The organism is Pseudomonas sp. A39 (assembly GCF_058145955.1).
This window is the reverse complement of the sequence record NZ_JBYVMD010000027.1, coordinates 33,130-53,022: the sequence shown is the minus strand read 5'-3', so window position 1 is coordinate 53,022 and position 19,893 is coordinate 33,130. Positions and strand designations below refer to the sequence as shown.

The 19,893-nt window shown below is 58.1% G+C and carries 19 protein-coding genes; 4 read left to right on the top strand and 15 right to left on the bottom strand.

Annotated features, from left to right (window positions below; all coding sequences use genetic code 11):
• Positions 1 to 9: 9 nt before the first annotated feature.
• From folP to rlmE, 3 genes are all read right to left on the bottom strand, one after another.
• A complete protein-coding gene (gene folP, locus AC3ZU9_RS19950) occupies positions 10 to 861 on the bottom strand; it encodes a dihydropteroate synthase (RefSeq protein WP_046034284.1) in 852 nt (283 codons plus the stop codon).
• A gap of 8 nt (positions 862 to 869) precedes the next feature.
• Complete coding sequence (gene ftsH / locus AC3ZU9_RS19945) at positions 870 to 2,780, bottom strand: ATP-dependent zinc metalloprotease FtsH (RefSeq protein ID WP_043205904.1); 1,911 nt, start codon at positions 2,778 to 2,780, stop codon at positions 870 to 872.
• A gap of 200 nt (positions 2,781 to 2,980) precedes the next feature.
• On the bottom strand, positions 2,981 to 3,631 hold the full coding sequence (gene rlmE, locus AC3ZU9_RS19940; RefSeq protein ID WP_015885924.1) for a 23S rRNA (uridine(2552)-2'-O)-methyltransferase RlmE: 651 nt from the start codon (positions 3,629 to 3,631) through the stop codon (positions 2,981 to 2,983).
• 106 nt (positions 3,632 to 3,737) lie between these two features.
• Between rlmE and AC3ZU9_RS19935 the strand changes: the two genes are divergently transcribed.
• Positions 3,738 to 4,046 carry a YhbY family RNA-binding protein gene (locus AC3ZU9_RS19935; RefSeq protein WP_010206607.1) on the top strand — a complete coding sequence of 103 codons (309 nt, stop codon included), beginning with the start codon at positions 3,738 to 3,740 and terminating at the stop codon, positions 4,044 to 4,046.
• Positions 4,047 to 4,066: 20 nt separating this feature from the next.
• On the opposite strand, the gene AC3ZU9_RS19930 is transcribed toward AC3ZU9_RS19935, so the two are convergent.
• The 8 genes from AC3ZU9_RS19930 to grpE form a co-directional block, all read right to left on the bottom strand.
• Positions 4,067 to 4,471, bottom strand: a complete 405-nt coding sequence (locus AC3ZU9_RS19930) for an MFS transporter (protein ID WP_102060182.1) — start codon at positions 4,469 to 4,471, stop codon at positions 4,067 to 4,069.
• A gap of 28 nt (positions 4,472 to 4,499) precedes the next feature.
• Positions 4,500 to 4,976: a transcription elongation factor GreA gene (gene greA / locus AC3ZU9_RS19925; RefSeq protein ID WP_490091222.1), complete on the bottom strand. Its 477-nt coding sequence runs from the start codon at positions 4,974 to 4,976 to the stop codon at positions 4,500 to 4,502.
• Complete coding sequence (gene carB, locus AC3ZU9_RS19920) at positions 4,973 to 8,194, bottom strand: carbamoyl-phosphate synthase large subunit (protein ID WP_490091221.1); 3,222 nt, start codon at positions 8,192 to 8,194, stop codon at positions 4,973 to 4,975. Before carB ends, greA begins: the two co-directional genes overlap by 4 nt.
• A gap of 105 nt (positions 8,195 to 8,299) precedes the next feature.
• On the bottom strand, positions 8,300 to 9,436 hold the full coding sequence (gene carA / locus AC3ZU9_RS19915; RefSeq protein ID WP_320399848.1) for a glutamine-hydrolyzing carbamoyl-phosphate synthase small subunit: 1,137 nt from the start codon (positions 9,434 to 9,436) through the stop codon (positions 8,300 to 8,302).
• Positions 9,437 to 9,695: 259 nt separating this feature from the next.
• Complete coding sequence (dapB, locus tag AC3ZU9_RS19910) at positions 9,696 to 10,502, bottom strand: 4-hydroxy-tetrahydrodipicolinate reductase (RefSeq protein ID WP_064053115.1); 807 nt, start codon at positions 10,500 to 10,502, stop codon at positions 9,696 to 9,698.
• 10 nt (positions 10,503 to 10,512) lie between these two features.
• Positions 10,513 to 11,637, bottom strand: a complete 1,125-nt coding sequence (gene dnaJ, locus AC3ZU9_RS19905) for a molecular chaperone DnaJ (protein ID WP_015885930.1) — start codon at positions 11,635 to 11,637, stop codon at positions 10,513 to 10,515.
• 316 nt (positions 11,638 to 11,953) lie between these two features.
• The gene (gene dnaK, locus AC3ZU9_RS19900; RefSeq protein ID WP_015885931.1) at positions 11,954 to 13,870 is read right to left on the bottom strand and encodes a molecular chaperone DnaK; all 1,917 of its coding nucleotides are present in this window, start codon (positions 13,868 to 13,870) and stop codon (positions 11,954 to 11,956) included.
• 102 nt (positions 13,871 to 13,972) lie between these two features.
• Entirely contained in the window at positions 13,973 to 14,533 is a 561-nt protein-coding gene (gene grpE, locus AC3ZU9_RS19895; protein WP_015885932.1) for a nucleotide exchange factor GrpE, read from the bottom strand.
• A 254-nt stretch (positions 14,534 to 14,787) separates the two neighbouring features.
• On the opposite strand from grpE, the gene recN reads away from it, so the two are divergent.
• Positions 14,788 to 16,461, top strand: coding sequence for a DNA repair protein RecN (recN, locus tag AC3ZU9_RS19890; RefSeq protein WP_046034280.1), 1,674 nt, complete (start codon positions 14,788 to 14,790; stop codon positions 16,459 to 16,461).
• A 97-nt stretch (positions 16,462 to 16,558) separates the two neighbouring features.
• Here the strand turns inward: recN and fur are convergent, their stop codons facing one another.
• Entirely contained in the window at positions 16,559 to 16,963 is a 405-nt protein-coding gene (fur, locus tag AC3ZU9_RS19885; RefSeq protein WP_003194220.1) for a ferric iron uptake transcriptional regulator, read from the bottom strand.
• 98 nt (positions 16,964 to 17,061) lie between these two features.
• Here fur and AC3ZU9_RS19880 point away from each other — a divergent pair, with 98 nt between their 5' ends.
• Positions 17,062 to 17,589, top strand: a complete 528-nt coding sequence (locus AC3ZU9_RS19880; protein ID WP_015885934.1) for an outer membrane protein assembly factor BamE — start codon at positions 17,062 to 17,064, stop codon at positions 17,587 to 17,589.
• A 63-nt stretch (positions 17,590 to 17,652) separates the two neighbouring features.
• Here the strand turns inward: AC3ZU9_RS19880 and AC3ZU9_RS19875 are convergent, their stop codons facing one another.
• Positions 17,653 to 17,955: an RnfH family protein gene (locus tag AC3ZU9_RS19875; protein ID WP_015885935.1), complete on the bottom strand. Its 303-nt coding sequence runs from the start codon at positions 17,953 to 17,955 to the stop codon at positions 17,653 to 17,655.
• Complete coding sequence (locus AC3ZU9_RS19870; RefSeq protein WP_015885936.1) at positions 17,948 to 18,382, bottom strand: type II toxin-antitoxin system RatA family toxin; 435 nt, start codon at positions 18,380 to 18,382, stop codon at positions 17,948 to 17,950. Before AC3ZU9_RS19870 ends, AC3ZU9_RS19875 begins: the two co-directional genes overlap by 8 nt.
• A gap of 168 nt (positions 18,383 to 18,550) precedes the next feature.
• On the opposite strand from AC3ZU9_RS19870, the gene smpB reads away from it, so the two are divergent.
• Complete coding sequence (gene smpB, locus AC3ZU9_RS19865; RefSeq protein WP_003235073.1) at positions 18,551 to 19,033, top strand: SsrA-binding protein SmpB; 483 nt, start codon at positions 18,551 to 18,553, stop codon at positions 19,031 to 19,033.
• Positions 19,034 to 19,069: 36 nt separating this feature from the next.
• Here the strand turns inward: smpB and AC3ZU9_RS19860 are convergent, their stop codons facing one another.
• Positions 19,070 to 19,837 (bottom strand): GntR family transcriptional regulator, encoded by a 768-nt coding sequence (locus AC3ZU9_RS19860; protein ID WP_015885937.1) that lies wholly within the window; start codon positions 19,835 to 19,837, stop codon positions 19,070 to 19,072.
• Positions 19,838 to 19,893 lie beyond the last annotated feature (56 nt).

The following is a 19,893-nucleotide window of genomic DNA, read 5'->3' as shown; positions in this document are numbered from 1 at the left end:
CCATCATTCTTATTCGGCTGATTCTACCGCAGCAATCATGCGCACCACATCCACCGTCTCGGCGACATCATGCACACGCAAGATACGCGCGCCCTTGCTGACTGCAAGCGCCGCCAGTGCAAGACCACCATACAGGCGCTCACCCACCGGACGATTCAGCGCCAGCCCTATCATGCTCTTGCGCGAAACGCCGACCAAAAGAGGCCGACCAAGCGCATGCAGGGATTCCATATGCTTGAACAGGCTTAGATTGTGCTGCAGGGTTTTAGCAAAGCCGAAGCCGGGATCGAGGATGATCTTTTCCGCGGCAATCCCCGCGACAGCACACTGAGCGACCCGCTCAGCGAGAAAACCACACACCTCGCCAACAAGGTCCTCGTAATGAGGGCTGTCCTGCATGTTGCCGGGCTCTCCCAGCATATGCATCAGGCACACCGGCAAACCGGTAGCGGCAGCGGCATCGAGGGCACCGTCACGCTGAAGAGAGCGCACATCGTTGATCAACCCCGCTCCCAGTCGCGCAGTTTCGCGCATCACGGCCGGGGTTGAAGTATCAACAGAGATGATCACATCCAGCTCGCGCGCAATGCGCTCGACTATCGGCGCCACCCGCTCCAGCTCCTCCAAGGGAGAAACGATGCGAGCGCCAGGTCGGGTCGATTCACCACCGACATCAATGAGCGTCGCTCCCGCAGCCACCATTGCCGCAGCGTGACGCAACGCAGCATCGAGCTGGCTGAAGCGGCCGCCATCGGAAAAGGAGTCAGGGGTTACGTTAAGAATGCCCATGACATGTGTATGGGCCAAATCAAGAACCCGGTTGCCGCAAGGCAACCGGGTGGAGGACAACGCAGAAGTCATTTCAAACCTTAGTGGTCGGCTGCCGGGCCGCCGATTGGGGTTTCAGGGCGCTCGTTCTGAACCACTGGCGGAGTGCCAGAGGTGCCCGAACCGCCTTCCCAATCGCGAGGCTCGCGGGGTGCGCGACCGGCCATGATGTCATCGATCTGGTCGGCATCAATGGTCTCGTACTTCATCAGCGCATCAGCCATGGCGTCCAACTTGTCGCGGTTGTCAGTCAGGATTTGCTTGGCCGTGCCGTAGCACTGGTCAATGATGCTGCGCACTTCGGAGTCAATCAGCTTGGCTGTCTCACCCGAGAAGCTGGCGCTTTGACCGCCACCGCCACGACCCAGGAACACTTCGCCTTCTTCCTCGGCATACATCAGCGGGCCGAGTTTTTCCGACAAGCCCCACTTAGTCACCATGTTCCGCGCGATCTGGCTGGCACGCATGATGTCGTTGGAGGCACCGGTAGTCACGCCGTCGAAACCCAGGGTCATCTCTTCAGCAATCCGGCCGCCGTACAGCGAGCAGATCTGACTGATCAGGGCGCGCTTGGAAAGGCTGTAGCGGTCCTCTTCCGGCAGGAACATGGTGACACCCAGCGCCCGCCCCCGAGGAATGATCGACACTTTGTAGACCGGGTCATGCTCAGGCACAACGCGACCGACAATGGCGTGACCGGCTTCGTGATAAGCGGTGTTCTGTTTCTCTTTCTCGGACATGACCATGGATTTGCGCTCGGCGCCCATCATGATTTTGTCTTTGGCCAATTCGAACTCTTTCATCTCCACGATGCGCTTGCCGGTACGGGCAGCGAACAACGAAGCCTCGTTGACCAGGTTGGCCAGGTCAGCACCCGAGAAACCTGGCGTACCACGGGCAATCACGGCCGGAGCCACGTCATCGCCCATGGGCACCTTGCGCATGTGCACTTTCAGGATCTGTTCGCGACCACGGATATCCGGCAGGCCAACCACAACCTGGCGGTCGAAACGGCCTGGACGCAGCAAGGCAGGGTCCAATACGTCCGGACGGTTGGTTGCAGCGATGACAATGATGCCGTCGTTCATTTCAAAGCCGTCCATCTCAACCAGCAACTGGTTAAGGGTCTGCTCACGCTCATCATGACCGCCGCCCATGCCGGCACCACGATGGCGACCAACGGCGTCGATTTCATCGATGAAGATGATGCAAGGCGCATGCTTTTTAGCCTGCTCGAACATATCGCGAACACGGCTGGCACCCACACCCACGAACATCTCGACGAAGTCAGAGCCGGAAATAGTGAAGAACGGCACCTTGGCTTCGCCGGCAATTGCCTTGGCGAGCAGGGTTTTACCGGTACCTGGTGGCCCCACCATCAAGACGCCGCGAGGAATGCGGCCACCCAGACGCTGGAACTTGCCCGGGTCGCGCAGGAACTCGACCAACTCACCTACTTCTTCCTTGGCTTCGTCGCAACCGGCAACGTCAGCCAGGGTGGTCTTCACCTGATCTTCGGAGAGCAGGCGCGCCTTACTCTTGCCGAAGCTCATCGGCCCGCCCTTGCCTCCCGCGCCGCCCTGCATCTGGCGCATGAAGAACATGAACACGGCGATGATCACCAGGATCGGGAAGCTGGCTACCAGCAATTGGGTCCAGATACTTTGCTGCTCAGGCTGCTTACCTTCGACAACCACGTGGTTATCCACCAGGTCGCCGATCAGGCCATTGTCCTGGATTGCCGGACGAATGGTCTTGAAGCTGTCGCCATCGTTGCGTTTACCGGTGATCACATAGCCATCAACCGCTACGCGCTCGACCTTGCCATCCTTAACTTGCTGGATGAAGTCGGAATAGTTGAGGGTCTGCGGCTCGTTAGGGCTGGAGAAGTTGTTCATCACCGTCACCAGGACTGCCGCGATGATCAACCACAGGATCAGATTCTTTGCCATATCGTTCAATTAACTACCCTCTGAAGCAAGCTCCGCTACTGGCGCGCGCTTCGCATGATATTCACCGGCCTAACTTACTACATTACCTACAACACTGGCAGGCGCCGTCTGTAACCCTTTGTGAAACTTTGACTACACAATATTCGTAAAGCTTCGTGACGAAAGCGATATAAAAAAACCTATCGCCCTCCTCGAATTCCTCAAAAGCGCTCTTCACTCGCCGCGCCTTCGACGCCGCGGAAGCCGCGGCACAGCAGGTATTGCTCTCTGGAACGGTCTCGGGAAGAGTCGGGCTTGCGCGTCTGCACCTTGTCGAACAACTTGCGGATGTTCTTGTGGTACTCGTCGAAACCCTCGCCCTGGAAGACCTTCACCAGGAAATCACCCCCCGGACGCAACACCCGACCCGCCAAATCCAGCGCCAATTCGCAAAGGAACATGGCACGTGGCATATCGACAGCCGGTAATCCACTCATATTGGGGGCCATGTCGGAAATCACAAGGTCTACCTGCGAATTTCCCACAGCCTCAAGAATCTGTGCGAGCACCGTATCCTGGGTAAAGTCACCATGAACAAAGGTCACATCGGGGATGCTGTCCATTTCCAGAATGTCGGAAGCGATCAGACGACCCTGCCCACCAATCAGACGACTGGTCACCTGGGACCAGCCACCCGGGGCCGCGCCAAGGTCGATAACGCTCATGCCTGGACGAATCAACTTATCCTTGTCCTGGATCTCCAGCAACTTGTAGCTGGCCCGGGAACGGTAGCCATCCTTTTGCGCCTTTTTGACGTAAGGATCGTTGAAATGTTCTTGTAGCCACTTAAGGCTGGTTTTGGAACGGGCCACGGGCCACCTCGAAAAATAAAACGGGTCGTGATTAACTGGGCGGTCCCGGACTCGCTCGGGTAAACTGGCCGCCGCTTTTTACAAGATCAGACGCAGGGGTCAGATTATGCCGCTCACTCAAGAGCAGAAGAAACAGTACAAATCCATTGGCCACCATCTGAAACCAGTTTTGATTGTGGCAGATAACGGTTTGACTGAAGGTGTGTTAGCCGAGTTCGAACGCGCACTGAACGATCATGAACTGATCAAGATCAAGGTCAATATCCTCGACCGCGAAGCGCGCCTGGCCGCCATTGCAGAATTGTGCAAGGTGGGCAAAGCGGACCTGGTCCAGGTCATCGGCAAGATGGCGCTGCTGTATCGCAAGAACTTCAGCGTCAACAAGCAGCTGTCGAACGTACATCGCTTCAAGTAGTTTTCAAATGATAAAAAGGGTCACGGGCGTGCTTCGCGCGCCCCGCCACTCCATCCCGGTGCGGGCTGTATAACCAGCACCAGGCCGGAGAACCCTAGCACAAGATAGCTGAATAGCTGCCAGCGCAACGCTTCCGGCTGCCAGACATGCACGATGCAATACATTGCACACGCATACAGCGCCATCAACAGCAGTTGCCCGCGAATATCCCGCCACAAACTCTCCAAGCCTTCAGCCTTGACCAGCACCAATGCCTGGAGCGTTACGCACGCCGCCGCAAAACCCACCAGCAACGCACTGAGTAATCCGTCGATCTCATCGATCAACAACGGCGCCAGCCCAATCAGGCCCAGCGCCGGTAACACACCAATATGCAGCAACCACAGGCCGCCGACCCAAAGCATCTGGGAGAGCTGCCAAAGCATGGCGCCCGCATGAAGCGGGCGCCGCCTTTCAGACGTGACGAACTTCAACAATCTCGTACTCGATCACGCCACCCGGCGTCTTCACGGCCACCACATCACCCTCTTCCTTGGCAATCAAGGCGCGGGCAAGCGGGGAACAGACGGAGATTTTGCCGAGCTTGAAGTCAGCCTCGTCCTCGCCAACGATGTGGTAAACCACGCTCTCATCAGTTTCGACGTTGGCGATTTCCACGGTGGTGCCGAAAATCACCTTGCCGGTGTGCGGAATAGTCGTGACGTCGATGATCACCGCATTCTGCATACGGCCTTCGATGTCACGAATCCGCGCCTCGACCATACCCTGCTGCTCGCGAGCAGCGTGGTATTCGGCGTTTTCCTTCAAGTCACCCAGCTCGCGGGCCGTACCGATGTCCTGGCTCAGCTTTGGACGTACGACCTTGGTCAGATGGGCGTGCTCCTCTTCCAGGGCCTTGGCGCCCTGGACGGTCATTGGGTATTTGATCATGCCTTCAATCCTGCGTGTAGGTCCTGCAAGCGACGCACGGTTTTTTCCGGACCGAACTTGAGCGCTTCGCAGATGGCTTCGCCAGCAGCAATGGTAGTGGTGCAGTAGATCTTGTGCTGCAAGGCATTACGACGAATGGAGTAGGAGTCCGCGATCGACTGGCGACCTTCGGTGGTGTTGATGATCAGGGTGACTTCGTCATTCTTGATCATGTCGACCACGTGCGGACGGCCTTCCGTCACCTTGTTCACGCGACGCACTTTCAGGCCGGCAGCTTCGATCAGCTTGGCGGTCCCGGCAGTGGCCACGACGTCGAAGCCCAAGTTGATCAGATCACGGGCTACGCCCGCAACCAGCGGTTTGTCGTCATCACGCACGCTGATAAACGCGGTACCGCCGGTTGGCAACACTTCGCTGGCGCCCATCTGAGCCTTGGCGAACGCTTCACCGAAGGTATCGCCCACGCCCATCACTTCACCGGTGGACTTCATCTCTGGGCCCAGGATCGGGTCCACGCCAGGGAATTTGGCGAATGGGAATACCGCCTCTTTCACGCTGTAGAAGTTCGGAATGATCTCCTTGGTGAAGCCGATTTCCTTCAGGGTCTTACCGGCCATCACGCGAGCAGCGACCATGGCCAGGGACACACCAATGCACTTGGAAACAAATGGCACGGTACGCGAAGCACGCGGGTTGACTTCGATGACGTAGATGTCTTCGCCTTGCAGCGCCAACTGTACGTTCATCAAGCCGACCACGCCCAGCTCCAGGGCCATTTTCTTGACCTGTTCGCGCATTTCGTCCTGGATATGCGCCGGCAGCGAGTACGGCGGCAGCGAGCAAGCGGAGTCACCGGAGTGAACGCCCGCCTGTTCGATGTGCTGCATGATCGCGCCGATCACCACGTCGGCCCCGTCGCAAACAGCGTCTACGTCCATCTCGATGGCGCAGTTGAGGAAGTGGTCCAGCAGCACCGGGCTGTCGTTGGACACTTTCACCGCATCACGCAGGTAACGTTTGAGCTCGTCTTCTTCGTAGACGATTTCCATCGCACGACCGCCCAGTACGTAGGACGGACGCACCACCAAGGGGTAACCGATCTTGCTGGCCGCGCGGATCGCTTCATCTTCGCTGCGCACGGTGGCGTTCGGCGGCTGACGCAGGTTCAGACGCTCAACCATCTGCTGGAAACGCTCACGGTCTTCGGCACGGTCGATAGCGTCAGGGCTGGTGCCGATAATCGGGACGCCAGCGGCTTCCAGTGCGCGAGCCAGTTTCAACGGAGTTTGGCCGCCGTACTGGACGATCACGCCTTTTGGCTTCTCGACGCGACAGATTTCCAGCACGTCTTCCAGTGTTACCGGCTCAAAGTAAAGACGGTCGGAAGTGTCGTAGTCAGTGGAAACAGTTTCCGGGTTGCAGTTGACCATAATGGTCTCGTACCCGTCTTCGCGCAGGGCGAGAGCGGCGTGTACGCAGCAATAATCGAACTCGATGCCTTGGCCGATACGGTTTGGACCGCCACCCAGGATCATGATTTTGTCGCGGCCCGACGGCGCAGCTTCGCACTCTTCCTCGTAAGTGGAGTACATATACGCGGTGTCGGTTGCGAACTCGGCCGCACAGGTATCAACGCGCTTGTAGACCGGGAAGATGTCCAGCTTGTGGCGATGTGTGCGCAGGTTCTTCTCGGTCACACCCAGCAGCTTGGCCAAGCGCTGGTCGGAGAAACCTTTGCGCTTGAGGCGGAACATCAGGTCGCGATCGATAGAGGACAGACCGAGGGTCTTGACCTTCTCTTCTTCCTTGATCAGATCTTCGATCTGCACCAGGAACCACGGGTCGATCATGTTCATGCCGAAGATGTCTTCGACGGTCATGCCGGCGCGGAAAGCATCGGCTACGTACCAGATACGCTCGGCACCCGGCACGGTCAGCTCACGCTTGAGCACGCTCATGCTTTCCGGATTGCTCAGGTCGAGCTTCTCGTCCAGACCGCAAACCCCCACTTCCAGGCCACGCAGGGCTTTCTGCAGGGACTCCTGGAAGGTCCGGCCGATAGCCATGACTTCACCGACTGACTTCATCTGAGTGGTCAGGCGGGCGTCGGCTTTCGGGAATTTCTCGAAAGCGAAGCGTGGCAGCTTGGTGACGACGTAGTCGATCGACGGCTCGAAGGACGCCGGCGTTGCGCCGCCCGTAATTTCGTTCTGCAGCTCGTCCAATGTGTAACCGATCGCCAGCTTGGCAGCGATACGCGCAATCGGAAAGCCGGTAGCTTTCGATGCCAGCGCCGAAGAACGCGATACACGCGGGTTCATTTCGATCACAACCATGCGGCCAGTGTCCGGGCAGATGCCGAACTGGACGTTGGAGCCACCGGTTTCCACGCCAATCTCACGCAGCACCGCCAAGGAGGCGTTACGCATGATCTGGTATTCCTTGTCCGTCAGGGTCTGTGCCGGAGCAACAGTGATCGAGTCACCGGTGTGCACGCCCATCGGGTCAAAGTTTTCGATAGAGCAAACGATGATGCAGTTGTCCTTCTTATCGCGGACAACTTCCATCTCATATTCTTTCCAGCCGATCAGGGATTCGTCGATCAGCAGCTCTTTGGTCGGAGACAAGTCCAGGCCACGGGCGCAGATTTCTTCGAATTCTTCACGGTTGTAGGCAATACCGCCGCCCGTGCCGCCCATGGTGAAGGACGGACGGATGATGCACGGGAAGCCCAAGCGTTCCAGGACAGAATTGGCCTCTTCCATGCTGTGGGCGATACCGGAACGCGGGCAATCAAGGCCGATGGACTTCATGGCCTTGTCGAAACGCGAACGGTCTTCAGCCTTGTCGATGGTGTCGGCATTGGCGCCGATCATCTCTACGCCAAACTTTTCCAGGACGCCTTCGCGCTCCAGGTCCAATGCGCAGTTCAGGGCGGTCTGGCCACCCATGGTTGGCAGCAGTGCGTCCGGACGTTCTTTCTCGATGATCTTGGCAACGGTCTGCCACTTGATCGGTTCGATGTAGGTGGCGTCGGCCATGTCCGGGTCGGTCATGATGGTGGCCGGGTTAGAGTTCACCAGGATGACGCGGTAACCCTCTTCGCGCAGGGCTTTACAGGCCTGGGCGCCGGAGTAGTCGAATTCGCAGGCCTGGCCGATCACGATCGGGCCAGCGCCGAGAATCAGGATGCTTTTTATGTCTGTACGTTTTGGCATGGGTTTGTCACTCAAATCCGCAGGTCAGTCGGCAAGCCGTCTTGAACAATCTTTGATGAGCCTGCGGGGGCCACCGAAGCTCGGGTCCGCCCGCAAGCCGCTCAGTCAGCGTCGCTTGGCCATCTCATTGATGAAACGGTCGAACAGCGGCGCTACGTCGTTCGGGCCCGGGCTGGCTTCAGGGTGGCCCTGGAAGCTGAACGCGCTCTTGTCGGTGCGCTCGATGCCCTGCAGGGAACCGTCGAACAGCGACTTGTGAATCGCGCGAACGTTGCTCGGCAGGGTCGCTTCATCCACCGCAAAACCGTGGTTCTGGCTGGTGATCATCACAATGCCGGTGTCCAGGTCTTGCACAGGGTGGTTGGCACCGTGATGGCCGTGCCCCATTTTCAGGGTCTTGGCGCCAGAGGCCAGGGCCAGCAGCTGGTGACCGAGGCAGATACCGAATACCGGAATCTCGGTCTCCAGCACTTCTTTGATCGCCTGGATAGCGTAGTCGCAAGGCTCAGGGTCACCCGGGCCGTTGGACAGGAACACACCGTCCGGCTGCAGGGCGAGCACCTCGCTGGCCGGGGTTTGCGCCGGCACCACGGTCACGCGGCAACCGCGCTCGACCAGCATGCGCAGGATGTTGTACTTGACGCCGTAGTCGTAGGCGACCACGTGGTAAGGCAACTCGGCCGCATCGATGGTCGCGTGGCTATCGGTCTTCAAGTCCCAGACAGTGGAGCGCCACTCGTACTTCTCTTTGACGCTGACGACTTTCGCCAGGTCCATGCCCTTCAGGCCAGGGAAGCCTTGGGCTGCGGCAATCGCCGCCTCTTCGGAAATATTGTCACCGACCATGATGCAGCCGTTCTGCGAGCCTTTCTCACGCAGGATGCGTGTCAGGCGACGCGTATCGATACCGGCGATCGCCACAACGTTGTTGGCTTTCAGGTAATCGGACAGCGACATCGTGTTACGCCAGTTGCTCGCAACCAGCGGCAGGTCACGAATCACCAGACCGGCCGACCAGACACGATCAGACTCGACATCTTCCGGTGTCGTACCGGTGTTGCCGATGTGCGGATAGGTCAGGGTAACGATCTGTTGGGCGTAGGAAGGATCGGTAAGGATTTCCTGATAGCCGGTCATGGCAGTGTTAAACACCACCTCTCCAACGGTTTGACCGTCGGCTCCAATGGCTTCGCCGCGAAAAATGCTGCCATCAGCAAGGGCGAGTATGGCTGGCTTAGTCAAGAAGACCTCCCGTAAATAAAGCCTGAAAGGGCGATCGCAGGTTGTAAAAAAGCGGAGTGACGTATGGACACGTCACCCCGCTTCTTCACTGAATTATTCTGCGCGCTTTTAGTGGACACACTAAAGCTGTAGCTTACAGAAAAAGGCTTTTTTGGTCCACCGCTAATGAGCCTTAAAGGCAGGGGAATGCGACAGGACGTCGCTTAGCGGGTAAAAACGGGGCCTAAGCATAAGCTTGGGCCCCTGTTTTAGCTACTGATTAGTGCAGATCCAGCACGTCACGCATGTCATAAAGGCCCGCCGCACGACCTTCCAGCCAGAGCGCAGCACGTACCGCCCCCTTGGCAAACGTCATGCGGCTGGACGCCTTGTGCGTGATTTCCAGGCGCTCGCCCTCGGTGGCGAACAATACGGTGTGATCACCCACCACATCGCCACCGCGCACGGTTGCAAAACCAATGGTGTCACGCGCACGCGCACCGGTATGGCCTTCACGGCCGTACACCGCCACTTTCGACAAGTCGCGACCGAGCGCATCGGCGATCGCTTCACCCATGCGCAACGCGGTACCCGACGGTGCGTCGATCTTGTGACGGTGATGAGTCTCGATGATTTCGATATCCGCCTCATCCCCCAGCACGCGCGCCGCCAGATCCAACAGCTTGAGCGACAGGTTCACACCCACACTGAAGTTGGCCGCGAAGACGATCGGAATGTCCTTGCCCGCCTCCGCCAGCAACTGCTTCTGCTCAAGCGTCAAACCGGTGGTGCCGATCACCATCGCCTTGCCCGCCTTGCGGCAGAAAGCCAGGTTTTTCAGCATGACGTCCGGCAGAGTGAAATCGATCAGCACGTCGAATTCGTCAGCCACCTGCTCCAGGTTGCCGGACAACGAAACACCGATACGCCCCAGCGAAGCCAACTCACCCGCATCCGCACCGATCAATGTGCTGCCGGGACGAACGATCGCTGCGGTCAGCCCGGAGGCCGGCGAGCGCTGCTGCACCGCCTCGACCAGCGTCTTGCCCATGCGCCCGGCAGCGCCCATTACGGCTATACGTCGCATACCCAACTCCTTACAGGTCGCCGAAGAAGCGCTTCACGCCATCGAAAAAGCCGGTGGTTTTCGGCGAGTGGGAGTCATCGCCTTCCAGCGAGCTGCGGAACTCTTCCAGCAATTCGCGCTGACGACGCCCCAGATTGACTGGCGTCTCAACGGCAACGCGGCACATCAGGTCGCCAGCACCACCACCGCGCACCGGCGCAACGCCTTTGCCACGGATACGGAACTGTTTGCCGGTCTGCGTGCCTTCAGGGATCTTGAGTTTGACGCGACCATCAAGGGTCGGAATTTCCAACTCGCCACCCAGCGCCGCATCAACAAAGCTGATTGGCACTTCACAGAACAGGTGCTTGCCGTCGCGCTGGAAGATCGAGTGCTCGCGCACATTGATCACCACATACAGATCGCCCGTAGGGCCACCTTGAGTACCCGCCTCGCCTTCGCCCGACAGACGAATACGGTCGCCGGTATCCACACCCGCAGGCACTTTTACCGACAGCGTCTTGTACTCTTCGACACGACCTTCGCCGTGGCAGGAGTCGCACGGGTCGGAAATGATCTTGCCCTGGCCATGGCAACGCGGGCAGGTCTGCTGCACCGAGAAGAAGCCCTGCTGCATGCGGACCTGGCCGATACCGCCACACGTCGGGCAAGTGATCGGCGAGGAGCCTTTCTTGGCACCCGAACCATCGCACGGCTTGCAGTTGACCAGCGTCGGCACACGGATATTGACGCTGGTGCCGCGCACGGCTTCTTCCAGGTTCAACTCCAGGGTGTAGCGCAAATCACTGCCACGCTGGGCGCCGCCCCGCTGACCACCCCGGCCACCGCCGAAAAAGTCGCTGAATACGTCACCGAAAATATCGGAGAAGTTCTGGCCGCCAAACCCGGCACCGCCACCGCCCATGCTCGGGTCGACCCCTGCGTGACCGTACTGGTCGTAGGCCGCACGCTTGTTGGGATCAGACAGGCATTCGTAGGCCTCATTGGCCTCTTTGAACATTTCTTCGGATTCTTTGCTATCCGGATTACGGTCCGGGTGATGCTTCATCGCCAGGCGACGGTAGGCCTTCTTCAGGTCCGCCTCGCTGGAGCCGCGCTCCACACCCAACACTTCGTAATAGTCACGCTTTGCCATAAGTCTTTGCACTCTTAAGGACGTTCGGCCAGACCCTCCTGAGCCCTGCCAAACTCGTTGAGCCCCAATACAGGCCCGGACCCAACTCACGTCAATTCAACGATCCTGGTCATTACTACTTTTAGCCAGGGACCCGGCCAAAATGCGGTACTTCTTACTCGGAAAGCAGGAGCATTCCCGATCGTACCGCCAGCATCCGAACCTTGTCGCATGCTGTAAAAATTCGCATACCCCAGACACGCCAACGCGGGAGCAAGCTCCCGCGCGGCGACATCCTACCAGTCACCGCTTGATAGCGGTCAACCGGGCGACCAACTTACTTCTGGTCTTTGACTTCTTCGAACTCGGCATCGACAACGTCGTCGTGCTTGGCTTCAGGCTCTGCCTGTTGCGCGGCACCATCAGCTGGCTGACCTTGTTCGGCATACATTTTCTGCGCGACGGGTGCAGAAACTTTCGACAGCTCTTCGATCTTGGCTTCGATAGCGGCCTTGTCGTCGCCTTTGACGGCGGCTTCCAGGGCAACCACGGCAGCTTCGATCGCGGCCTTCTCTTCAGCCGTCACTTTATCGCCAGCATCAGCGACCATTTTGCGCGTCGAGTGAACCAGTGCATCACCCTGGTTACGGGCGCCAGCCAGCTCGGCAAACTTGGCATCCGCATCAGCGTTGGCTTCAGCATCACGAATCATCTGTTGAATTTCTTCATCAGACAGACCGGAGTTGGCCTTGATGGTGATCTTCTGCTCTTTGCCAGTTGCCTTGTCTTTCGCGCCGACGTGCAGGATACCGTTGGCGTCGATGTCGAAGGTCACTTCAATTTGTGGCACGCCACGCGGTGCTGGTGGAATCTCAGCCAGGTCGAACTTGCCCAGGGACTTGTTCTGCGCCGCTTGCTTACGCTCACCTTGCAGCACGTGAATGGTCACCGCGCCTTGGTTGTCGTCGGCAGTCGAGAACACTTGGGATTTCTTGGTAGGAATCGTGGTGTTTTTCTCGATCAGCGCAGTCATCACGCCGCCCATGGTTTCGATACCCAGGGTCAGCGGGCTGACGTCCAGCAGCAGCACGTCTTTCACGTCACCGGCCAATACCGCGCCCTGGATGGCAGCACCCATGGCAACCGCTTCGTCCGGGTTCACGTCTTTACGTGCTTCCTTGCCGAAGAACTCGGTAACTTTCTGCTGCACCAGTGGCATACGGGTTTGACCGCCCACCAGGATCACGTCGTTGATGGAACCTACGTCGATACCGGCGTCTTTCAGCGCAATGCGGCAAGGTTCGATGGTGCGCTGAACCAGGTCTTCAACCAGTGCTTCCAACTTGGCGCGAGAGATCTTCACGTTCAAGTGCTTAGGACCGGTGGCATCTGCAGTGATGTACGGCAGATTCACGTCGGTCGACATGCTCGAGGACAGCTCGATCTTGGCTTTCTCAGCCGCCTCTTTCAGGCGCTGCATGGCCAGCGGGTCACCCTTGAGGTTCATGCCGCTTTCTTTCTTGAATTCGTCAACGAGGTAGTCGATCAGACGAATGTCAAAGTCTTCACCACCCAGGAAGGTGTCACCGTTGGTGGCCAACACTTCGAATTGGTGCTCACCGTCAACTTCAGCGATCTCGATGACCGAGACGTCGAACGTACCGCCACCCAGGTCATAAACGATCACAGTGTGGTCGCCCTTGGCCTTGTCCATACCGTAAGCCAGAGCAGCTGCGGTGGGTTCGTTGATGATGCGTTTAACGTCCAGACCCGCGATGCGGCCGGCGTCTTTGGTTGCCTGGCGCTGGCTGTCGTTGAAATAGGCCGGAACGGTGATGACCGCTTCGGTGACGGTTTCGCCGAGGTAGTCTTCGGCGGTTTTCTTCATCTTTTTCAGGACTTCAGCCGAAATCTGCGGTGCAGACATCTTGTTGCCATTTACTTCAACCCAGGCATCACCGTTGTCAGCCTTGGCGATTTTGTAAGGCACCATCTTGATGTCTTTCTGTACGACTTCTTCGTCGAACTTACGACCGATCAGACGCTTTACCGCGTACAGGGTGTTGTGCGGGTTGGTGACAGCCTGACGCTTGGCCGATTGACCAACGAGGATCTCGCCATCATTTGCGTAAGCGATGATCGACGGCGTAGTACGCGCGCCTTCGGCGTTTTCGATAACTTTGGCTTTGCCGTTTTCCATGACGGAGACGCAGGAGTTGGTGGTCCCCAGGTCGATACCGATAATTTTGCCCATGATTTACTCTCCCGAAACTTGAATTTGGATGCCGCAGCAGTGGTGGCTAACTGCGGTAGCACTTAAACGCTTGACTTATAGATGGGGGCCTTACGGCGTATTTCAAGCCTGCTCATCAATAGAAGGCGAAACCGGTGCAGGTGCTTTGCTCACCACCACCATCGCCGGACGCAGCAAGCGACCGTTGAGCTGATAACCCTTCTGGAACACCTTCAACACACTGTTAGGCTCCAGATCATGGCTTTCCTGCATGGCCATGGCTTGGTGATGCTCAGCGTTGAACGGTTCGCCGCCGACTGGATCAATGGCTTCCAACTGGTAACGCTTCAGGGTGTCCTGGAACATTTTCAGGGTCAGCTCGATCCCTTCGCGCATCGGGCGGATGTTTTCGTCATCCGGGTTGGACAACTCAAGACCACGCTCCAGGCTGTCGATGATCGGCAGCAAGTCACTGGCGAATTTTTCCAGTGCGAATTTGTGAGCCTTCTCTACATCCTGCTCGGCACGGCGGCGGACGTTCTGCAGATCGGCGGCAACACGCAAAGACTGGTCCTGCGCAGCGGCCAATTGCTCTTCGAGCACCTGCACACGAGTTGCCAGCTCATCGCCGACAGCCGAATTGGCGTCTGGAGTTTGCGTATCCTGCGTCTGTTCGTCAGCCATAGTTTTCTCCTTTCAAAATCATGCGCGAACTCAACTCGCGCTTCTGTTCCGGTATATGGGGCCACAATTTTCAGGTTCAAGGGCGCGGGCGTTACCAAAAGTCTTTCCTATGACCGGGATCAATTCCTGCCTATACATTCCTCATCGCGCTAAAAAAAGCGTTCATCCAAGCAAATCGAGCTAATCATCAGGATTGTCAGCCCCGAACAAAACACTGTATAAATAACCAGACCTAAAGCCTGGGAGCGGCCGTCATGCTCGTGCACCTGTCCGTACATAACTACGCCATCGTTGAACACCTGGATCTCGAACTGGATCGCGGGATGAGCGTAATCACAGGCGAAACCGGCGCCGGCAAGTCGATCATGCTCGACGCCCTGGGCTTGACCCTTGGGGACCGTGCCGACAGCGGCGTGGTGCGCCCCGGCGCGGACAAGGCCGATATCCTGGCCACTTTCGACCTGGCGGATATTCCCGAGGCCGAGGCCTGGCTGGCAGAGCGCGACCTTAATAATGAAGGCCCGTGCATCCTGCGCCGGGTCATTACTGCGGAAGGCCGCTCACGCGGCTATATCAACGGCACCCCCTGCCCACTGGGCGACTTGAAAGCCCTGGGCGAACTGCTGATCGATATCCACAGCCAGCATGAACACCAGTCGCTGCTGAAAACCGACACTCATCGCCGCCTGCTCGACGAATACGCCGGTGCGACAGACCTTGCCCGCCAGGTGCAACTTGCCGCCCAGCGCTGGCGCCAAACGCGCCAGGAACTGGAGCGACTCTCCAATTCCGGAGACGAACAACGCGCTCGCCACCAGCTACTCAGCTATCAGCTCGAAGAGCTGGAAAGCCTGGGCCTGGGCGAGACTGAACTGGAGCAACTCGAGCAGGAACACAAGAACCTCACCAACGCAGAAACTCTGCTGGGCATTTGCCGCCAGGTGGTGGAGCAATGCAGCGAGAGCGACTCCGGTAACGTACTCAACGCGCTGACCGCCAGTCTCAATCGCCTGTCCAGCGTGAACAACGCCTCCGGTTCCCTGAGCGAGGCCACGACCTTGCTCACCAGCGCACAGATCCAAGTAGAAGAAGCCGTCGGCGAATTGAACCGCTTCCTGGATCACTTCGATGCCGACCCGGCACGCCTGCAGGAAATAGAAGAACGCCTGGACACCATCTATACCCTGGCGCGCAAACATCGAATCCAGCCCACCGAAGTGGCGACGATGCAGCAAAAGTTGCTGGATGAAATCGAGACCCTGAATGCCAACGACGAATCCATCGAGCGCCTAGGTGACGAGCTCGCGTCCTTCGCCCGCCACTACCAGGAAAAAGCACGCGAACTGAGCGACCTGCGCCACCAGGCAGCAACCGGCCTGGCCAGCGCAGTGGAGCTGGAGATCCAACGCCTGGGCATGCCTGGCGGGCGCTTCACCATTGAACTGCACGCCAGCACCAGTAACGAATTGCAGCCACATGGCCTGGAACAGGTTGAACTGCTGGTCAGCGCCAACCCTGGGCAGCCGCTCAAAGCATTGGCAAAAGTGGCCTCCGGCGGTGAGCTGTCTCGGATCAGCCTGGCGATCCAGGTGATTACCGCGCAAACCTCTCGGGTACCAACACTGGTGTTCGACGAAGTTGACGTGGGGATTGGCGGGCCGACAGCGGAGATTGTTGGCCAATTATTACGACGCCTCGGGGATCGGGGCCAGGTACTGACGGTCACTCACTTGCCACAAGTGGCCGCCCAGGGGCATCAACATCTGTTTGTGCACAAGGTACGCGGCAGTGATGCAACGCACACAGCCGTGTCCAAGCTGAACAAGTCGGAACGTGTGGAGGAAGTGGCGCGCATGCTTGGCGGCATTGATTTGACCAAGGAGTCCTTGGCACACGCGAAGAAAATGGTCGTGGCGGCGAAAGCCTGAGCAGAGCACTTTCGCTCATCTTTCCGGCTTATAGAAAGCACGAAGGCGACCCTAAGGTCGCCTTCAATCGTTTTGCAGAGCGAATCTGCAGCGATTTTTACTTTTTCTTACGGATGTACAGAACCAGATTATGGTCGACCAAATCGAAGCCATGTTCCTCGGCAATCTTATGCTGAAGCGCCTCGATTTCCGGGCTGGTGAACTCGATAACCTCATTGGTATCCAGGTCAACCATATGGTCGTGATGACCACCGTCAGCCAATTCGAACACTGCATGACCGCCGTCGAAATTATGACGAACCACCAGCCCTGCGGCTTCAAACTGGGTCAGCACACGGTAAACCGTGGCCAGGCCGACGTCCTCGTTAGACTCCATCAGCGCCTTGTAAACATCCTCGGCACTCATGTGGCGCTGCTCAGCAGAATCGAGCATTTGTAGAATCTTGACTCGTGGCAGAGTCACTTTAAGACCGGCTTTGCGTAGTTCGCTATTTTCAACCATGGTTAGCTTTCTCGCGGATGCTGCTTCGCAGCTTCTCTTAATACGGGTATGATCGGCGTTTACGTTGTCCCAGCCAAGATAGTGGAAGTCGCCCACCGATGCAAAACACCAAGCTCTTGCTAACCAGTTTCACCTTTGTGGGACTGCTCGCACTCGCCGGTTGTTCATTCCCCGGGGTTTACAAAATCGACATCCAGCAGGGCAATGTCGTCACGCAGGACATGATAGACCAGTTACGCCCCGGAATGACCCGACGGCAAGTACGGTTTATCATGGGTAACCCCCTGCTGACCGACACTTTCCATGCCGATCGCTGGGATTACCTCTACAGCCTGCAGCCAGGTGGCGGTGAACGCCAACAGGAGCGCGTCAGTGTCATCTTCAATGGCAACGACCAGCTTGTCAGCCTGTCCGGCGACTTCATGCCCGGCGTGAGTCGTGATGAAGCCCTGCTCGGCAAGGATAACGGCACTAACGTGACCGCGCCTGCGCAGGAAGGTGAAAAGCAGAAGTCGGAAGTACCGGCCAAGCCAGGCTCCCTGCTCGACAAGATCCAGAAAGACGTCGACGGCGTGGAAACAGTTCCCGTCCCGACACCACAGCCTCTGGACACCAGCCCGCAGTAAGTTTGCGCTGCTCAACAAAAAGCCCGGCATGCCGGGCTTTTTGTTGCCTGCTATTTGGCAAGCCTATGAGCCCTGCTGCTTAGCCAGCGCAGCCTTGGCCGCGCGCAGTCGACGCACCTCTTTTGGGTCCGCCAGCAACGGTCGGTAAATCTCAATACGATCACCTGCCTGCACGGCACGCACCTCAGCATCCGCAACCACCTTGCCGAATATGCCCAAAGGGCAGCCAGCCAGATCCAGCTCAGGAAACTGCGCTGCGATACCTGACGCCCGCACCGCCGCGCGCAGGCTGGTGCCCGCCGCCACCTTCATCGCCAGCAGAACCTGGCGATCCACGGCCGCATACACCACTTCAATCTCAACCATGCAGTTGTTTGGCCCGCTGGCAAAATGCATCCACCAGCGTATTAGCTGCCTGATTGAACAAGGGGCCCAGCGTTGCTCGCACGATAGGCCCGGCGTAATCAAAGGAAAGGTCCAGGCTGATTTTGCAGGCCTTATCCGTCAGCGCCTTGAATACCCACACCCCATGCAGCTGGGTGAACGGGCCTTCCTGCAGATTCATTTCGATGGATTTCCCAGGCACCAGCGCATTACGCGTCACAAAGTGCTGGCTAAGGCCGCCTTTCGCGACCCCAACACTGGCGACCATGTACTCATCACCGCTTTCCAGCACCTCGGCCTTCGAGCACCACGGCAGGAATTCCGGGTAACGCGCCACGTCGTTGACCAGGTCATAGAGCGCCTGAGCCGGATAAGGCAGCAGCGCTGAACGTTGAATATGCGTCGTCATGTGTGCGTTATTTCCACAGCTGAGCGGCAAACATCGCGAAAGAACAGCCCGATCCGCGAAAGAAAAAAACCAGAGAACTGCCCGCATTGTCCGGGATTCGTCGAACACGCTCAAGCACGCAGGTTGACCGTAGCCGACACGCTCGCAACTCCCTATAATGCCGCCCCTATGGCTAAACAAAAGAAACACCCCACAGGGACCATCGCGCAAAATAAAAAGGCGCGACACGATTACTTCATCGAACATCGGTTCGAGGCTGGTCTGGTCCTGGCCGGCTGGGAAGTAAAGAGTCTGCGCGCCAGCAAGCTGCAACTGGTCGACAGCTATGTGCTGCTCAAAGATGGCGAGGCATGGCTGCTGGGCAGTCATATCACCCCGCTGACTACCGCGAGCACCCACGTGATTGCTGACCCGGTGCGTACGCGCAAGCTGCTGCTCAATGCACGCGAACTGGAAAAGCTTGCCGCCGCCGTACAGCAGAAAGGCTATGCCTGTATCTGCCTGTCCTGGTACTGGAGCAAGCACCTGGTCAAATGCGAGATTGCGCTGGGCAAAGGCAAGAAGGAATACGACAAGCGTGATACCGAGCGCGAGCGCGATTCCAATCGCGAGCTGCATCGCGCCGTGCGCAACAAGGGCAAGGAAGACTGATCCTTGCAAACCTGTAGCCCTGGGAGACTCCCTCGGCTACAGGCCCTTGCGCCGCTCCGCACGCGCCACGCGCTGAACCTCCTGACGAACCTCCTCCAACACTTCCTGCACATACAGCAGATGACGCGTTGAAACTTCCCGCGCCTGCTCGGCACGCCCTTCGATAATCGCCAGGTACAAATCCCTGTGCTGACTGATCAGCATGTCGCGGGTTTCCGTACGCTGTTGATACATCCCCCCGATGTTGGTCACCACGTTACGTTTCAGCAGGTCGAACAGACCGCGAATGGTGTGCAGCAACACCGCGTTGTGGCTGGCCTCGGCGATAGCCAAGTGAAACCTGGCATCCGCCGCCCCCTCTTCAGCTCGGCTCACTTCATCGGAGCGGGTGTAGCAATCCTGGAGCGCTTCGAAGGCCGCCGTAAGCCGTTCGCGGTCGACCTCGGTGGCACGTAGCGCCGCGTAATAGGCGCAAGAGGCTTCAAGGGTCTGGCGGAACTCCAGAAGATCACGCTGGACCTCGGGATTATTCTCCAACAGGTGGAGCAGCGGATCACTGAACGTGGAGCCCAAGGACTCCGCCACGTAGTTACCACCGCCCTGACGACTGACGAGCAAACCTTTGGCCGCCAATTTCTGGATTGCCTCCCGCAAAGACGGACGCGACACACCAAACTGCTCAGCCAAAGCGCGCTCGGCGGGCAAGCGCTCACCCGACTTCAGCGTGCCCTCAAGGATCATGCCCTCAAGCTGCTCGACGATATCGTCGGACAAACGGCGCTGACGCACCTGATCAAACCCCATAACTCACTCTCCACCATCCCGACCACTCGCCGGGCCCTCTATTCTGGCCTATCGCC

Coding starts and splice junctions, on each gene's coding strand:
- folP (WP_046034284.1), bottom strand. CDS start 861: ATGACTTCTGCGTTGTCCTCCACCCGGTTGCCTTGCGGCAACCGGGTT.
- ftsH (WP_043205904.1), bottom strand. CDS start 2,780: ATGGCAAAGAATCTGATCCTGTGGTTGATCATCGCGGCAGTCCTGGTG.
- AC3ZU9_RS19935 (WP_010206607.1), top strand. CDS start 3,738: ATGCCGCTCACTCAAGAGCAGAAGAAACAGTACAAATCCATTGGCCAC.
- AC3ZU9_RS19930 (WP_102060182.1), bottom strand. CDS start 4,471: ATGCTTTGGCAGCTCTCCCAGATGCTTTGGGTCGGCGGCCTGTGGTTG.
- greA (WP_490091222.1), bottom strand. CDS start 4,976: ATGATCAAATACCCAATGACCGTCCAGGGCGCCAAGGCCCTGGAAGAG.
- carB (WP_490091221.1), bottom strand. CDS start 8,194: ATGCCAAAACGTACAGACATAAAAAGCATCCTGATTCTCGGCGCTGGC.
- dapB (WP_064053115.1), bottom strand. CDS start 10,502: ATGCGACGTATAGCCGTAATGGGCGCTGCCGGGCGCATGGGCAAGACG.
- dnaJ (WP_015885930.1), bottom strand. CDS start 11,637: ATGGCAAAGCGTGACTATTACGAAGTGTTGGGTGTGGAGCGCGGCTCC.
- dnaK (WP_015885931.1), bottom strand. CDS start 13,870: ATGGGCAAAATTATCGGTATCGACCTGGGGACCACCAACTCCTGCGTC.
- grpE (WP_015885932.1), bottom strand. CDS start 14,533: ATGGCTGACGAACAGACGCAGGATACGCAAACTCCAGACGCCAATTCG.
- recN (WP_046034280.1), top strand. CDS start 14,788: ATGCTCGTGCACCTGTCCGTACATAACTACGCCATCGTTGAACACCTG.
- fur (WP_003194220.1), bottom strand. CDS start 16,963: ATGGTTGAAAATAGCGAACTACGCAAAGCCGGTCTTAAAGTGACTCTG.
- AC3ZU9_RS19880 (WP_015885934.1), top strand. CDS start 17,062: ATGCAAAACACCAAGCTCTTGCTAACCAGTTTCACCTTTGTGGGACTG.
- AC3ZU9_RS19875 (WP_015885935.1), bottom strand. CDS start 17,955: ATGGTTGAGATTGAAGTGGTGTATGCGGCCGTGGATCGCCAGGTTCTG.
- AC3ZU9_RS19870 (WP_015885936.1), bottom strand. CDS start 18,382: ATGACGACGCATATTCAACGTTCAGCGCTGCTGCCTTATCCGGCTCAG.
- smpB (WP_003235073.1), top strand. CDS start 18,551: ATGGCTAAACAAAAGAAACACCCCACAGGGACCATCGCGCAAAATAAA.
- AC3ZU9_RS19860 (WP_015885937.1), bottom strand. CDS start 19,837: ATGGGGTTTGATCAGGTGCGTCAGCGCCGTTTGTCCGACGATATCGTC.